This is a genomic window from Bacillus sp. LJBV19 (assembly GCF_017797845.1).
GTDB classification, from domain to species: Bacteria; Bacillota; Bacilli; order Bacillales; family Bacillaceae; genus Bacillus; species Bacillus velezensis.
On sequence record NZ_CP072563.1, the window covers coordinates 3453534 to 3468516 of the forward strand.

Consider the following 14983-nt stretch of genomic DNA (forward strand, 5'->3'; position numbering starts at 1 on the left):
TAATCTATGAACTTGCGATCTTTATTCGCCGCTTTTTATTCTATATATCTGTCTGTTCTCGGCGTTTTGTTCAAGCCTGTAAAGCCCAAGAACCATCTGACCCTGCTGGTATCTTTTGAAGAGAATGCGCAGGCTCTCATCCGTTCTTACAAAGCGCACGCTGAATCGCTTTCTTATGAAATGACGGTTTTGTATACGAGACACGCCGTCAGTCTGAAAAAAGAGCTGGAAGGTGTCGGCTCTTTTTATCTGAACGAAAAACATCCGCTGCATCTTTTGAAGGCTGTTTTGATCCTTTTTAAAAGCAAAGTGGTGATAACGGATAACTATTTCCTCATGACAAGCGTCTTAAACCGCCGGCCTCAAACGACATGCATTCAGGTGTGGCATGCGAACGGCTCTTTGAAAAAGTTCGGCCTTGAGGATGTGACGAATCAAAACCGTCCGGCATCAGATATCAGCCGTTTTAAAAAGGTGTACCGCTCGTTTGACTTTGTTACCGTCGGTTCAGACGCGATGGCTGACGTTTTTAAAAAGTCGTTCGGCATACGGGACGGCCAGCTGTTAAAAACGGGTGTCCCCCTGACTGACGTCTATTATGAAGAACACAAGCCCGAACTGAAGCACAAATGGCCGAAAAAAATCATCCTGTACGCACCGACATTCAGGGATTATGATATGCAGTCCTTTCGGCTGCCATTCACCGAAGAACAGCTCACAAACGCGTTAAACGGAGAGTATATGCTGCTTGTAAAGCTTCATCCTGCCGTTTTGCATCATATTTCGGCTTCGTTTGAAAGCGAACTGATCAAGAACGTGTCTGACATGCGTCTTCATGATCTCTTGAAAGCGGCTGATATTTTAATTACGGATTACTCTTCCGTGCCTTTTGAATTCGCGCTCTTAAATAAACCGATTTTCTTTTTCACGTATGATCTGGAGGAATATGATCGAAAACGCGGTTTAATCGACAATTATACGTCCGTCATTCCCGGAAAGGCTTGTCATGACAGCGAAGCCCTTCTGGAGGAAATGACGAAAAAGCCATTTCGTGCAGAAGAAATGAAGCGGTTCTCGGAAAAATGGAATATGTATTCAGATGGGAATTCGAGCAGCAAACTGCTCCAATTTGCAGAAGAACAAATAACATACAAAAACACCTGTTCACACAATTGAACAGGTGTTTTATATATTTATATTGCTCCATAGTGTTTAAAAATAATCGTACAAACAAAAAGACATCTGTCCAATTCAATACTGAAAAAAGCTCGGAAGTATGACTCCGAGCTTTTTAACACGTTTATTTATAGACAGGAATATCATAGTAAAGCTGATAGTTATCTAACAGGCTATAGAGACTGTACATTCTGTTTACCTGCTTATACGCCCAACCAATATCAGATGCATATTGGTGGCTTACAGAAGGCTCCCATCTCATTTTATACAAGGTATCTTGGTTGTATACGGCATTGTGTATATAACTCTGTCCGATAAATTTGGCCCCTCCAGTAATCGCTGCTTCAGGACTGAACCATCCTTGGTTATATGCATATTGGGCACCCTTGTTCACAGCGTCTCCGTCATATGCACCTATGCCATACATGTTATATACCTTTCTCCCATTATAGGTCACACCGTTTGCCAGCTCTGAGGTACCGTTTCCGGTCTCTAATAAAGCGTGAGAAATCAGGTAGAGCTCATTAATACTGTTAGATTCAGCTGCCTTAATAAAAGCTTCACCTTTTCCTTCAAGAATTCCTTTCCCTTTTAAAATCTTCGTATTGACTTCTGATGCTGTCAGTCCTGCATATTTCGATAACTTCAAAAACTGAAAATAACTTTTATCTGACACAGAAAAGTTTGCGGGGTTTACATAGTAGGAAACTTCTTCCTCGCTTGCTTTCCGCCAACCCATTTTAATTTTTGCCCAGTTATTCTCTACACTAATGATATTAACCTTATAACCTTTTGTCACCGTTCCTATAATATTATTGCTCTTTACCTCTGGAGTGGACCTGACATTAAGAAAATCTGCGGTTACGGTAGAATTTGCACTATTAATATAAGATAGAGATACGTAGGCACTTGAATCCGTCTGCGGGTTCGCTTTTAACTGCTTCGCGACCATTTCACTCATCGTAATATTATAATTTGTTTCCATTATTTGAGGACCGCTTTTCACCTCAACACTTGAAACTGCCCACCCATAAAGCTGCTTCACTTTGCTTGCAGCCTTATCAGCATTGCTTTTCCCTGTAAATTGTTCAGTAATCACTATACTGTATATTGGATTGTTTTTAGTAGTGTAGCTTGCTGATAAGTTCTTTGCCTTAAAGAAACTCAGTCCCTTGTTTAAAGCCGACGATGTGCTGATTTGATCTGTAACTAATTTATATTGCGTGTATGTGCTTTTGCCATTTTGTTTGGCATTGCCTTTCGCATTATTTGTTTTAAAAAAAGTTAACACACGATCTATATCTTTTTGATTTAATAAGTCACTAACAGTGACTTGATATTGCGTATAAGCGGATTTACCGGTTTTTTCATTTACTGCCGTTAATTTTTTTGTCTTGAAGAAAGATTTGACTTGATTAATCTTAGCTGTGTCCAGCAAGGCTTCTGTCTTAATTTTATAAGTTATTCCTTTTGGTTGTTTTATAGATTTGGCAGTTGCATTAATACCGATTTTCTTTAAAGAGTTTAAACCTTTTGTTACTTTTGTTTTGTCAGCAGTCTGTTGTGATAACAGTTGATATTGATTAGCAGCTGTTTTTCCTGAATTTGATTTTGATGATTTTAATTTTTTTCTGCTAAGAAAATTTACTGCTTTATCCGCCTGTGCGTTTGTTACAGCATTTGTTATCACTTGATAAGTTGTTTGGGTTGAAGTTTTCTTTACAGCTGTATAAGTCATATGCCATCTTTTCTTCTTAAAAAAAGCTTGAAGACTTTTTAGTTTTTCCGGGCTGACATCCTTCATTTTCACAACATAATTACTTGTAGCACCAACTTTTTGGTAGGACCCTTTAACTCCTGTGTTATTTTTTATTTGGCTGATCGAATTTTTAACCATGCTCAGCCCGTTAAAATAACCCGTTTCTATATTATACGATGTGATAGTTTTATTATTATTGATGGTTTTGTAACTGCTTTTGACGCCTGTGCTTTGTTCAAGCTGTTTGATAAGACTTTTCGCCTCATCTGCTTTATTGATCAAAGAATTCGTTGTAACAATGTAGTAAGACTGGCCTTTATCAGTCATGTTTAACGTGGCATTCAGCCCAGAATCTTTTTGAAAACTGCTTTTCACTTGGGATGCTGTTTTCTCTCCTTGAATTTTTCCGGATTGAATTTGAATGATCTCCGGTTCCTGTTCAAGTTTTTGATAATTAGCATTGACTCCAGTCTGCTTCTTTAACTCTTGAATAGCAGACTTTGCACCGGCCTCACTTGTCAGCTCAGATGTAACAATACTTATATAAGGCTGCTTCACACCATTCGGTTTAACAGTACCGGTTAATCCTGTTTCCTTTTTCATTTTATCAAGCAAGTTATTAGCCTGCTGTTCACCTGAAATAGTTCCGGAAACTGCAGTATAATAGGGCTGCTTACTGCCCGTCGGACTTGATGTTCCTTTAATGCCTGTCTGCTTCGTAAAATCGCTTAGTACGCTTTTAGCATTCGTTTCGCTTGTCAGACCTGAAGCAGATATTTGATAGTTCTTAGACGTTCCGCTCTTTTGATAGTCTGCTTTCCATCCGGTATCTTTTTTCAATTTTGTAACTGCCTGAGAAGCCTCACTTTCAGAGGCAAACTTTTGTGTTGTTTCTAACTGATAAATGGAATTGTCAATATAAGCTGCCTTTACTGAGTCTGTTATCGTGAAAAATTCAAGAGTAACCGCTGACAATAACATTGCGGCAGCCAAACTTTTTTTCATTACTTCTCCTCCTTCTCTATATTTATCTATCACACTACTACTTTTATCGGAAAGTGCTTTAATTTTTAAAGTGAAATATATATAAAAAAACTTAATCCCAGAGCTGGGATTAAGTTTGGTTTTATATATGAGAAACGATGATCGTGCAATCTCCGTTTATCGTAAAGTCAGGCATCTGATCCGGCAGTATGAAATGCGCGCCTTTTTCAAGCTTGGCGGACTTGCCTTCACAGATGATGGAGCCGCTTCCTTCTGTGACGCTGCACAGCATAAACGGAGCGTCCTGGGTCATTTCCGCCGTCCCGCTGATATCCCATTTGTATACAGAAAAATATTCTCCCTGCACAAAGGTTTTGATGGTGACGCCTTTTCTCGTTTCAGTTGATTCATCTAAAAATCCGTCCACATGAGGAACGGTCGCGGCGTTGACGGCTTCGCGGATATGCAGATCACGCGTCCCGCCGTTCTGATCTGTACGCCCGTAATCATATATCCGGTAGGCGGCCTCTGAATTCTGCTGTGTTTCAAGCACGAGCGCCCCCGCGCAAATGGCATGGATGGTTCCGCTCGGCACATAATAAAAATCGCCGGGTTTGATCTTCACGCGGCGCAGCAGGCCTTCCCAGTCACCGCTGTTAATCATGGTGACAAGTTCCGCTTTCGAACGGGCCGTGTGACCGTATATAATCTCCGCATTTTCTTTACAGTCGATAATGTACCAGCACTCAGACTTCCCCGTTTCACCCTGTCCATGCTCCTCGGCGTCATAATCGTCAGGATGGACTTTAACAGACTGATGATGTTTGACGTCCAGTATTTTCGTCAGCAGCGGAAACCGGTCCCCTTCCGTTCCGCCGAATAATTCTCTATGCTGATCCCACAGTTCCATCAAGGTTTTCCCTTGATACGGACCGCTTTTGACCGTGCTCATTCCGTGCGGATGGGCTGATATCGCCCAGCATTCGCCGGTTGTTTCTGAAGGTATGTCATATCCGAATCGTTCGCGTAATAACGTGCCGCCCCATAGTTTTTCTTTACATACAGGCTGTAAAAAAATCGGCTCTTGCGTCATGTTCGTTCCCCTCCCCTTAAAAAGCGGCTCATATCCCATTCCCCCTGTGTCTTTTTTAAAACACGGAGGGAGCCGCGGTTAAAAACAATATGTATAAAATGGCTGACCTGCTCATTATACCATTCGGATGGGGCGGCATGCTCAGTCATTTCCTATTCCAGAATAAAATGCCTTGTTTGTTGCAAATTAAAATAACTGATGGAAAGGGGGGAACATTATGACGATACATGCGGAGCTCGGCAAAAACCTTGAAGCGCTGAAAAAACGGTTCGGCCAAAGCGATGACATGATGTTTTATTCGTTTACGTACGGAAACGGCAAATGTGACGCCTGTCTTATATATATAGACGGACTGACCGACAATCAATTGCTTGCAGAATATATTATTTCGCCCGTGCAGGCGGCCGCCCGGCATCAAGAGGAGCCGGCTGAAACAACGCCGTCATCCATCTCTTTCGGCTATCGTCACACCCGGCTTTCTTCACTTAAGGACGCGGAGGCAGACATTTTCTCCGGCAAATCGGTTTTGTTGGCGGAGGGATGGGAGGAAGCCCTTTCGTTTGAGACGGAAACATTTAAAATGCGTGATATTGAAGAACCGGCTTCAGAAGTGCTTGAACGGGGGCCGAGGATAGGATTTGTCGAAAAGCTCCGAACGAACACGGCGCTGTTGCGCGAGCAGTCCGGTGATCCCAACCTCCAGATCAAAGAGATCACACTCGGCGAACGGACAAAAAAGCGGATCGCCGTTGCCTACATTCGGGATATTGCCCCTGATGATGTTGTAAAAGAAGTGATGAAAAGACTGGATTCGATCACCATTGATGACATTCCGGAATCAGGAGCAATCGAACAGCTTATTGAAGATAACACGTATTCCATTTTCCCGACCGTCTTGACGACCGAACGGCCAGACCGGGTTATGGGCGCTCTTTTGGAAGGAAGGGTTTCCATTCTTGTAGACGGAACGCCTTTTACCCTTTTGGTGCCGGCTACCATTGATGAATTTATCCACTCACCTGACGATTATAATCAGCGGTGGGTTCCGGTTACCTTTCTCAGGCTGCTTCGGTATACATGCATTTTAATCACGATTTATTTACCCGGCCTTTACATATCGCTCGTTACGTTTCACACGGGGCTTTTGCCGACGAGAATGGCGGTTACGATTGCCGGAAGCAGATTGAATGTCCCGTTCCCTCCTTTTGTTGAAGCGTTCATCATGATTTTTACGATTGAGATGATCAGAGAAGCCGGACTCAGGCTGCCGAAGCCGATCGGACAGACGATCGGCCTGATCGGGGGCGTGGTGATCGGGCAGGCCGCCGTTCAGGCGAATATTGTCAGCGCGATGATGGTCATTGTCGTATCCGTTACGGCATTGGCTTCTTTTACGGCGCCCTCCTATGCGTTCAATTTTCCGCTGAGGCTCATCCGTATTTTTTCGATGATTTTGTCGGCGATATTAGGTTTATACGGACTGATCATGTGCTATCTGCTTGTCGTCGGCCATCTGATGCGTCTGAAAAGCTTCGGTCAGGATTATCTTATTCCGATCATGGCGCAGCCTGGCCAGGACTTAAAAGATACGATCGTCAGACTGCCGACGCCTCTTTTGAAAAAACGGCCGACCAGAAAAGAGACGAAAGATAAAATCAAGCAAAGGTGATCCCCATGAAAAAACCGGAAGACAAGCTGTCGTTTATGCAGACACTTCTCATGGTAAGCGGAACAATGATCGGAGCGGGCGTGTTAACATTGCCTCGCTCCGCCGCAACAGCGGACAGTCCGAGCGGATGGATCATTATTCTTGTGCAGGGTGTCGTGTTTATCGGCATCGTCCTGCTCTTTATGCCGTTTTTGCAGAAAAACAGCGGGGAAACCATATATGAGCTGAATCAAAGCATCATGGGACGCGCCATCGGTTCTCTTCTGAATTTATTCATCAGCTGTTATTTTGTCGTCACCGTCTGTTTTCAAGCCCGTTTTCTCGGTGAAGTCATCAATTACTTTTTACTGAAAAATACGCCGATGGGTGTCGTCATATTCATCTTTCTGGCGGTCGGCATCTACCATGTGACCGGCGGGGTCTATCCCATTTCAAAGCTTTATGCCTATCTGTTCCCGGTTACGATCGTCATTCTGATTATGCTGCTTATATTCAGCCTGAGACTGTTTAAGCTGGATTTCGTCCGCCCGGTCATGGAAGGAGGCTACAAAAGCTTTTTTGAGATGTTTCCGCGGACCCTTTTGTATTTTTCAGGACTTGAGGTGATTCTGTATCTGGTGCCGTTTATGAAAAATCCGAAGCAGGCGAAAAAGGCTGCTGTCTTCGGCATCGCCAGCGCAGGCTTATTTTACAGCGTTACGCTGCTTGTCGTCATCGGCTGTATGTCGGTCGCTGAAGCCAAAACGGTGACGTATCCGACCATTTCCCTGATTCACGCCTTAGAAATCCGGGGTATTTTCATTGAGCGGTTTGATATCTTTCTTTTAATCACGTGGACATGCCAGCAGTTTACCTGTATGCTCGGCTCTTTTAAAGGGGCGCATATCGGATTAAACACCATTTTCAGACTGAAAAATAAAAACAATGCCTGGCTGATGGGGAGCTTATTGGCAGTGACATTCGGCCTTTCGATGTACCCCGATGATATCAACAGCGTGTTTGCATTCGCGAATATTCTCGGGTATACGTTTTTTGCCGTCATTATGATTCCTTTTCTCATCTGGTTTGTCAGCTGGATGAAAAAAATAGCCGGGAGGAAACAGACGTCATGACACTTTTCATAAAATGGGCGGCGGCGCTTTTCATACTGATGACGCTTTCAGGATGCTGGGACGCGAAGGAAGTCGAAAAGCTATCTTTCGCCCGGGGACTGGCGATAGACGAGACGAGTGACCGCCGATATAAATTAACCTATCAAAACCTGCTGCCCCAAAGTGAAAACAGCCAGGCTTCCGGCCGGCCCGTGTTTGTCAATGTGACGACGCGGGGGGATACCATTCTTGAAGCCGTCAGTGAAGTCGCTTTAAAAGATCCGCCTGTTTACAGCGATCACTTAAAAGTGCTGATATTCAGCGACAAATTGCTGGCCGACCAAAATATACTGCAGATGATGAACCATTTTATCCGCGATGATGAATTAAGGCGGAGCAGCTATCTCTTCGCGGCAAGAGGAAAAGCGTCCGATATTCTGACGGAGCCGACGCCGAATCAGCAGCAGCCCATGCCCGCAGAAAAGCTGATCGACCTTACGAACAACGGAAACTACAACGGGAAGATTTTACAACCGCTCCGAATCGGGAGGGCTTCAATTTACTGCCATAATAAACGCAGTTTTCTCATTCAGGCCGTCAGCAATCAAAAAGGAAAAACGGTGTATGACGGAGCGGCCATTATCAAAAACGCAAAACAAAACAGATTGGCGGGCTTTCTGTCACCATACGAAATACAGAGCCTGAATTGGCTCATGGGGACGATACGGGGCGGCGTGCTGCCCGCTTTGGATAAAGGGGGGCACCCGATTACCTTCGAGATCAAAAAATCAACATCCGCCATCACTCCCAGGCTGAAAAACGGGAAGCTGTCATTTCATGTAGCGGTAAAAACAAAAGGACTTTTGTCAGAGGATCAATATGCCGGAGAAGATTCATTCGATCAGCACTATTTAAACGGGCTGGAAAAGATTTTCGAAAAAAAACTGAAAAGCGATGTGAAAGAAGTCATCGATAAGCTGCAGAATCAATATGAAACGGACCCTGTCTTCTTTTCTGACAGAGTCCGCATTCAATATCCCGACTATTGGAAGAAAGTAAAGCATCATTGGGATGAGACCTTCTCCGAAGCGGCTTTTGACTATGATGTTTCCATTCAGATTACCAACTTCGGAACGATGGGACGGTAGCCTTCAGCCTGTTTTTTCGACACGGAGGAGAATTTGATAAATCCGGCTTTGTTCGGGCAGCTGTGTCACCGGAAATTGCATCGATTGCGCCATTCGTGTGATTTCCTGTAAAAACAGCTGCACCCGCTCATCCACGTGAACATACGTATAGGACTGCTTTTTCACAGCAAATGTCTCTTCCGGAAAGAGTGTGCGCACCGTCTGCGGCGTAAAAAACCGCAAGTGGGTGCGGTCGAGAATGCCGGCGTCTCTGTATGTCCAGTCACCGAGCAGAAGCGGGAACAGCGCTTCGGCGTGGGAAATATTCGGAATGCTGCAAACGATTGATCCGGCAGGCGACAAATAGGATGAGTACGTTTCAATGACGCGCCACGGGTCTTTTAAGTGCTCAAGGATGTCGGCGAAAATGATGCAATCAAAAAAGCCTTCCGGATAAGGAAGCTTCACTTCTTCGACATCTTCCTGCAGCACCGCTTCATAGTGTCCTTTTGCCGCTTGCGCCGCCAGCGGGTGCAGTTCTATTCCGTACAGTTCGCAAGGCTGTCTGTTTTGAAGTTCCAGCCCCGTAGCCCCCGCGCCGCAGCCGACATCAAGTATCCGTTTCGCCTCCCGGGGAACGAGCTCCGCAATTTCCGGTCTCGGATGAGTAAAGTACGTAAAATCAGTGCCCCATTTTTCCGTAAAACGCTGGCGGTTCTCCGAATATAACTGATTGATATTGATATCCTGATTAGCCGTAAACGTCGCATGTCCGTGGTGATGCACAAAGGCATCGAGGGCGATGTGCAGGCTGTAGCCTTTTTGCAGGGCTCGCAGACATAGGTCATCATCTTCAAAAGAACCGTATCCGAATTGCTCATCGAACGGGCCGATGTCTTCAATGACGCTTCTTTTCACCAGAAGACAGAAGCCGACAAGGCGCAGCACCCGCTTTGTATGATGCTTTTCCCGTGCGCAATACGCCTCCGCGAATGATTCCAGCTCATCAAGCGATTGATATGCGTCATGGATCATTTGCGCGCCGCTGACATAGTTGCTGACGGGCCCGACCATACCGGCTTTTTCAGAATGATACAGCACCCTCAGCATGGAGGTGAGCCAATTTTTCGTGACCATCGTATCGTTGTTCAGAAACAGCAGATTTTCTCCCCCTGCCGCTTCGATACCCTGGTTGCACCCCTTGGCGAACCCGAGGTTTTTTTCATTTAGGATGACTTTGACGTCAGGCAGATTTGATATGTATTCTCTCGTTCCGTCTGAGGAACCGTTGTCAACTATAATCAGTTCAATCTTATCTTTGTCGGTGTATCGTTCAATGCTGGCCAGACATTTTTTCGTCAGCTCAAGTTCATTATATGTAAGGATAATAATACTCGTTTTCACCGGCATCCCCGCCTTTATCGTAACTTTATACAACGTATGACATATCCCCGTCATTTATGTGACCGGGCGCCCGCTCGGCATCCGTTTTGAGGGGCCGGTGAATAACCGCCCCCCTAAAACTGAATATTATGGATGAACTGTCCGCCGATTTGATTCTGATCCCGAGCCACCGTTACGGCTTTTCAGATCCTGCTCAATTTCTTCAAGGCTTTTCCCCTTCGTCTCGGTCACTTTAAACCGGACGAACAGGAATGCCAGTATCCCGATCGCGGCATAAATGAGAAATAAATAGCTGATGCCGACTGCTTCCATTAACATCGGATAGGTTAATGAGACAATCAATGTTCCGGCATGCAGCATCAAAGTGGAGACACCCGTCCCGATACCCCGGACATGCAGCGGGAATAATTCAGGAAGCATGACCCACACGGCAGGCCCCCAGCTGACCGCAAACACAATGATAAACAGGCCTAAACAAATCACCGTTGTCCATGATGCGGCTGCTGAATGTTCAAAGAAGAGATTGACCGCGGCCAATACGAGCAGACTGATGACCATGCCCGCATTTCCGGCCAGCAGCAGCGGCTTCCGGCCGATCTTATCAATGACTTTAATAGCCGCAAGCGTCATGATGACATTGACGGCGCCGATTCCGACCGTTCCCAATATAGACGCGGAATTGCCGAACCCGACACTGGTAAATGTTTTCGGGGCGTAATAAATAATTGTATTTGTCCCGATGAATTGCTGCAAAAAGGCAAGTCCGAGGCCGGCAATCAGCGCGGGTCTCACCCACGGCTCAAACAATTCTTTCAAGCCGCCTTCGTTTTCCTTTTCCGCTTCTTTCATCTGATCAATCTCATCATCAATATTCTTCGTTCCCCGCAATGATGAAAGGATTTCTCTTGCTTTCTCTTCTTTGCCGATCGTAAACAGCCAGCGCGGGCTTTCCGGCATAAATAAGATTCCGATCAGCAGAATGACTGACGGCACAACCGCAAGTCCAAGCATCCAGCGCCAAGCGCCTGCATCGGCAAATATATAGTTCACGATATAAGAAACGAGGATTCCGACCGTAATCATCAGCTGATTCAGCGAAGAAAGCGCCCCCCGTTTATGCTTCGGAGCCAGCTCCGATAAATAGAGCGGAACGATCGTTGTAGATGTTCCGACAGCCAGTCCGAGAATGATCCGGAAAAGAACCATCACCTCTGTATTCGGGGCAAAAGCGACTCCTAAACCGCCTATACAAAACAGCAGCGCCGCTCCCATGATGGCCTTCCGCCTGCCGAACCGGTCGGTCAGTTTGCCGGCGAATCCCGACCCGAGAATCGCCCCCGCCAATAACGAACTGACGACGAGGCCTTCTGTAAAGGCGTTCAGTCCCAGTTCTTTTTTCATAAATAAAATAGCTCCGGAAATGACTCCGGTATCATATCCGTATAACGCGCCGCCGAGTGCGCCGAAAAAATAGAGCCATTTATTCGAGTGTATGCTTTTCATGTTATTTAGACTCCCTTCATCCAACGCTGTATCCGCGCGGAATTGTTCTACTGCTTCTTTTGCCTGTTTCCGTCCGTTTCAAACCTTCCGCACCGTTAATATCCATTATTTTACTAATTATTTTTTACAAAGCGACGAAACATTTCCCGCTTCCTGCCGTCCAATATAATGTGAACCTGATGCAAAAATAACAGTAGATGTTGTCGAAATAGAGAGAAAGATTTGGAATTTTCTCATTTACAGAGTTGCTCCAAGTCAACAATTATGGTACGCTTCACAAAGAATAGAAACGAGAGGTAATGATATGGAAGAACGATCTCAACGCAGAAAAAAGAAAAGACGCCTCAGAAAATGGGTGAAATTTGTACTGGTATTCGCCGCTTTCTTATTGGTAATCGCCGGTTCCGTCGGCACCTACGCATTTGTGAAATTGAATAATGCGACCAAAGAAGCGCACGTCAGCCTTGACCGCGGCGACCAGTCCGTAAAACGGATCAAAGAATTTGACCCGAAGAAGGATTCTTTCACCGTATTGCTTTTAGGAATAGACGCCCGTGACAGTAAGGGCGAATCAGTAGATGACGCAAGAAGTGACGCCAACGTGCTCGTCACCTTCAACCGGAAAAAGAAAACAGCGACGATGCTCAGCATTCCGCGGGATTCCTATGTCAACATCCCGGGACACGGCTATGACAAATTCGCGCACGCACATGCTTACGGCGGTTATAATTTAACTTATAAAACAGTAGAAAATATGCTTGATATTCCGGTAGATTATGTGGTTGAGAGCAACTTCGACGCGTTCCGCGATGTCGTCAATGAGTTGAACGGCGTTACGGTAAATGTGAAAAGCCAGAAAATTGCCGATCGTATTAAGGTCGATACAAAAGGAAAAGTCGTGCTGAAGCCGGGCGTCCAGACGCTTGACGGTGAGCAGGCACTGGCTTATGTAAGAACACGCAAAGCGGACACCGATCTGATGCGCGGACAAAGACAGATGGAAGTGCTGAGCGCCATTATTAAAAAATCTAAATCGTTAAGCTCGATCCCATCTTATGACGATATCGTCGACAGCTTAGGGAAAAACTTAAAAATGAACTTATCTCTTAATGATGCCATCGGTCTGTTCCCGTTTATCACATCGCTGAAATCGGTGGATTCTTTGCAGCTGACAGGTTCAGACAGCTATATTTACACTCCTCAGTACGGCAAAAATATTTATTACTTCAAGCTGAATGAGGAAAACCTTCAAGAAGTGAAAACGAAATTAAAAAATGATTTAAACGCGTAAGATGTCACGGCGGGGTTAGCAAATCCCGCCGTTTTTCTGTTGAAAAAAAGGACATGAAGGTATAGCCTTTTAACTGACGGCTTTCTGCTGATTTCGCACAAAGCTGAACATACTACATGAAGCAGCTTTATTTTTAAGGAGGGCATCCATACATATGAAATTGATAGCCATTGACTTAGACGGCACATTACTGAACTCGGACAGTGTGATTTCTCCGGAAAACAGAGCGGCTTTACAAAGAGCAGATGAAGCGGGCATTCTCGTGGCCATCTGCACGGGCAGAGCCACATTTGATGTAAAAGCGCTCTTAAAGGATTTGGATATTCCGATCATTGCGGCAAACGGCGGGACAGTCCATGACAAAGGATACCGCCTCGTCAGCCGGCTCTTAATGGATCAGCAGGCCGGGAAGGATATCGCCGCTTATTTAACGGACAAAGACATTTACTTTGAGGTCTATACAGATGATCATCTGCTGTCCCCATTTGACGGCGAGTCCAAACTGCAGGCAGAACTGGACATTCTGAAAAGCGCCAATCCCAAGGAAGATATTCGGACATTATGGGAGGGCGCAAAGACGCAGTTCAAACAATTCGGCATTAAACCCGTGCAGGATATACAGGCGATTTTTAACGGAGACGAACATGTTTACAAGCTTCTTTGTTTCTCTTTTGATATGGAAAAACTGAGAAACGCCAAAGAAGAAATTACACATCATCCGAAATTATCCCAGACATCTTCCGGGAAACACATTATCGAAATCCTCCCTGCCGGTTCCGGAAAGGGACGTGCTCTGACGGAGCTTGCCTCACTGTACGGAATTGAAAAACAGGATATTTACGCCATCGGCGACAGCCCGAATGATTTCTCCATGTTTGAAGCGGCGGGAAACCGCATCGCAATGGGCAATGCGATTGATGAACTGAAGGAAAAAAGCACGTATATTACAAAAAGCAACGATGAAAACGGCGTCGCATATTTCATCAACCGGCTTCTCGACAACGAGCAATAAAAGGCAAAAGCCAGGTCTTTCACGGCCTGGTTTTTCATGTTTCCCAAAAAAGGAATTCCCAAAAAAGGAATTCCCAAAAATGAAAATAAATTGTAAGATAAAGAAAAAAGGAGTTTCATGATGTCGAATGCAATCGCTATTATAGGATGTTTAGCTTTTCTCTGCGCAGTCGGATACGGAATATTCCATCTCATATGCAAAGCGGCAAAAAAAGACAAACATTTTTCAAAAAAGCTGTTTTGGCCCCTTCTCATCGGCGGATTTATCCTGCTTCTGACCGGTGCCTCCCTCGCAGAGCCGGACGCCTCGGCCGTGAAGGCAGAGGAGAAATACAGCACCCTTGATACCGCTTATCAAAAATTGACGAAAGAACACCAGGCGCTTGAGAAAAAATATGAAAGCATCAGTGCCGCGGCCGAAAAGGAGAAATCCGAAGCCGAAGCCGGCAATGAAGAAAAACTCATCAAACTCAGCCAAGAGATAAGCGAGCTGAAAAAAACAAACAAATCACTCAAACAAGACAATGAGAAATTAAAAAATTCACAAAAGAAGCTCGAAAAGACCGCTGAAACGCTTCAGTCAGAAAATAAAACTTTAAAGCGGCAGAAAGCAGAAACAAAAACATCCGAAAACGCGGAAACGGCGCAAAACAACGCCCCTTCCTCCGGCGGACATGCCGAGACGAAAGCCGCCGGCACCTCACAGGGATGCGACATTAAAGGCAGCCGGAACGGCATTTATCACACGCCGGGAAGTACATACTACGACCGGACGACAGATCCCGCGGAAATGTTCTGTTCCGTAGAGGATGCGGTAGCGGCCGGATACAGAGCGCCGAAACGGTAAAAGAAAAAGACGTCAGAGACACTCTCTG

At 45.3% G+C, this 14983-nt stretch carries 11 protein-coding genes; 7 read left to right on the forward strand and 4 right to left on the reverse strand.

Going from position 1 to position 14983, the window contains the following annotated elements; genetic code table 11:
* The first annotated feature begins 6 nt into the window (after nt 1-6).
* Complete coding sequence (locus J6600_RS16815; protein WP_209387657.1) at nt 7-1176, forward strand: CDP-glycerol glycerophosphotransferase family protein; 1170 nt, start codon at nt 7-9, stop codon at nt 1174-1176.
* Nucleotides 1177-1300: 124 nt separating this feature from the next.
* On the opposite strand, the gene J6600_RS16820 is transcribed toward J6600_RS16815, so the two are convergent.
* Together J6600_RS16820 and manA are read right to left on the reverse strand one after the other, a co-directional pair.
* Complete coding sequence (locus tag J6600_RS16820; RefSeq protein ID WP_209387658.1) at nt 1301-3940, reverse strand: N-acetylglucosaminidase; 2640 nt, start codon at nt 3938-3940, stop codon at nt 1301-1303.
* 121 nt (nt 3941-4061) lie between these two features.
* A complete protein-coding gene (gene manA / locus J6600_RS16825; protein ID WP_209387659.1) occupies nt 4062-5012 on the reverse strand; it encodes a mannose-6-phosphate isomerase, class I in 951 nt (316 codons plus the stop codon).
* 217 nt (nt 5013-5229) lie between these two features.
* Between manA and gerBA the strand changes: the two genes are divergently transcribed.
* Genes gerBA through J6600_RS16840 form a run of 3 tightly spaced genes read left to right on the forward strand, consistent with a single transcriptional unit; the run spans nt 5230 to nt 8920 of the window.
* Nucleotides 5230-6681, forward strand: a complete 1452-nt coding sequence (gerBA, locus tag J6600_RS16830; RefSeq protein ID WP_014419032.1) for a spore germination protein GerBA — start codon at nt 5230-5232, stop codon at nt 6679-6681.
* A gap of 5 nt (nt 6682-6686) precedes the next feature.
* The gene (locus tag J6600_RS16835; protein ID WP_014419033.1) at nt 6687-7793 is read left to right on the forward strand and encodes a GerAB/ArcD/ProY family transporter; all 1107 of its coding nucleotides are present in this window, start codon (nt 6687-6689) and stop codon (nt 7791-7793) included.
* Complete coding sequence (locus tag J6600_RS16840; RefSeq protein ID WP_209387660.1) at nt 7790-8920, forward strand: Ger(x)C family spore germination protein; 1131 nt, start codon at nt 7790-7792, stop codon at nt 8918-8920. Before J6600_RS16835 ends, J6600_RS16840 begins: the two co-directional genes overlap by 4 nt.
* A 3-nt stretch (nt 8921-8923) precedes the next feature.
* Here J6600_RS16840 and J6600_RS16845 read toward each other — a convergent pair whose 3' ends face one another.
* Nucleotides 8924-10336 (reverse strand): bifunctional glycosyltransferase family 2 protein/class I SAM-dependent methyltransferase, encoded by a 1413-nt coding sequence (locus tag J6600_RS16845; RefSeq protein WP_022553879.1) that lies wholly within the window; start codon nt 10334-10336, stop codon nt 8924-8926.
* 93 nt (nt 10337-10429) lie between these two features.
* The gene (locus J6600_RS16850) at nt 10430-11806 is read right to left on the reverse strand and encodes a sugar porter family MFS transporter (protein ID WP_007407509.1); all 1377 of its coding nucleotides are present in this window, start codon (nt 11804-11806) and stop codon (nt 10430-10432) included.
* A gap of 304 nt (nt 11807-12110) precedes the next feature.
* Between J6600_RS16850 and J6600_RS16855 the strand changes: the two genes are divergently transcribed.
* From J6600_RS16855 to J6600_RS16865, 3 genes are all read left to right on the forward strand, one after another.
* Nucleotides 12111-13097 carry an LCP family protein gene (locus J6600_RS16855; RefSeq protein ID WP_014419036.1) on the forward strand — a complete coding sequence of 329 codons (987 nt, stop codon included), beginning with the start codon at nt 12111-12113 and terminating at the stop codon, nt 13095-13097.
* A 154-nt stretch (nt 13098-13251) separates the two neighbouring features.
* Nucleotides 13252-14109, forward strand: coding sequence for a Cof-type HAD-IIB family hydrolase (locus J6600_RS16860; protein ID WP_072177025.1), 858 nt, complete (start codon nt 13252-13254; stop codon nt 14107-14109).
* A gap of 120 nt (nt 14110-14229) precedes the next feature.
* Nucleotides 14230-14955, forward strand: a complete 726-nt coding sequence (locus tag J6600_RS16865; RefSeq protein ID WP_174532741.1) for a sunset domain-containing protein — start codon at nt 14230-14232, stop codon at nt 14953-14955.
* Nucleotides 14956-14983 lie beyond the last annotated feature (28 nt).